Raw genomic sequence first — 1,593 nt, 5'->3', positions numbered from 1 at the left:
CGTTCATCACCCCTGAAGGCAACGTATTCGTTGGCTTTATTATAGCAACAACGGGTCGCAAACCCCATGGCGACACTGTGGAAGTTCGAGTCTCCCTCCCGGCACCGTGAAAGCAGAAGCGCTGCGGCACTTTGACCTCCCAGGAGCATAGAAATTTTGTCAGGGTTACCAGGGTGTTATGGGGCAGCTGCGGCCAAGGGGCCTGAGGCGGCCGGTTACCCCCGGTACAGGGTCCGATAGCCCTTCGGCCCTATGCCGTAGGCCCTCTTGAAAAGTCCCGCGAAGTGCCCGGAATTGCCGTATCCCACCCGGGCCGCGACCTCTCCGATCGACAGGTCGGACTCCTGCAGCAGCGTAAGCGCCCGGTTCATGCGCAGGTTCTTGAGGTACCCGTAGGGCGTCGTCCCGTACTCCTTGCGGAAGGCCAGCTGGAAACGCGAGGTGCTCATGCAGGCGAGCCGGGCCAGTTCCCGTATGCTGGGATATGCGGCCGGGTCCTTTGCCATCGCAGCGACGACCCGTCGCAGCCCCCTGTGGTCCTCCGAGTCCAAGGTTACGGCCAGGTGCGGCGTCTCGGTCCGGCACTCGAAGTTCAGCGCGATCAGCGACAGCGCCTCCAGAATCTTGCCCTCCATGTAGAGGAGCTTGGCGGCTCCCTCGGCCCGGCAGTCCCGAATCTGACGGAAGAGAAAGCGCAGCTCCGGCGGGTTGGGGCTGCGGGACAGGAAAGCCACCGCGTCCCGGGAGGCTTCGTAGTCCTCCCCATAACGTTCCCTCAGGAATCCGTCGAAGTATTCCCCGGAGACCCGAATCTTGGTGAAGCACGCAGGCACGCCGGCCTCGCAGCGCACGAACACGGTGCGGCTGTCGTTGATGTGACAGACGATCCCCCGCTCCACCCGCTTGAACCTGCGCCGGCCCACGCGGTAGGAGCTGGAGTCCGTGTCGAAGCAGCCGATCTCCAGGTACTTCCGCGCAATCCGCCATGTATGCTCGAAGGTCGTGTGGGGGACGAAGTTCGCGATGAGGACGACGAACAGTTTGTTGAAGTCGAGGACCCGCAGGGTCCCATCGCCATACTCGGGCGCCATGCGGTAAAGGCGATCGTGCGGCGACGAACGCTCCGTGTCCGGTATGAACTGTGGGGCCACCGGCAGCCATAAAAAATCTTCCTGCGACCGGGAGTCGGAACCCGGATTCCTCTGCATCGTCTTCACCCTTTCGCCCGAGCCTCGACAAGATAATAGCATACCCAATAAACATCACGACATTTTAACGTAAACGAGTTTGAAAACGACGAATCCCCCTTGCACAGGCGTTTTAAGGCACTCGACGTATGTGCGGCGTTCGTAGGCGGGGTACCTTGTCTTTTTCCGTTCGAGGGAATAGAGTGTTGACGCTTTGCCGGCGAAACAAAAATCCCGGAGCACGGGAAATTGTTAAGAAGGGGATGCGCAGCATGGACAAAAAAGAGAGAATTCGTCTGATGGGGGAGGGAAACGTCACCGTGGCCCTGCTTCGGCTCGGAATGCCGATGGTCGTCAGCATGCTGGTGACGGCCCTGTACAACCTGGTGGATACCTACTTCGTATC

1 protein-coding gene is annotated in these 1,593 nt (G+C 60.3%); it reads right to left on the bottom strand.

Features of this window, described 5'->3' with window-relative positions:
- Window positions 1-215 precede the first annotated feature (215 nt).
- Window positions 216-1,091: a helix-turn-helix transcriptional regulator gene (locus SY1_RS09590; protein ID WP_208873623.1), complete on the bottom strand. Its 876-nt coding sequence runs from the start codon at window positions 1,089-1,091 to the stop codon at window positions 216-218.
- Between the last annotated feature and the right edge of the window lie 502 nt (window positions 1,092-1,593).

It is taken from the genome of Fretibacterium fastidiosum (assembly GCF_000210715.1).
Classification (GTDB): Bacteria; Synergistota; Synergistia; order Synergistales; family Aminobacteriaceae; genus Fretibacterium; species Fretibacterium fastidiosum.
The sequence above is the reverse complement of the archived record's forward strand: the minus strand, read 5'-3'. Positions and strand labels throughout refer to the sequence as shown.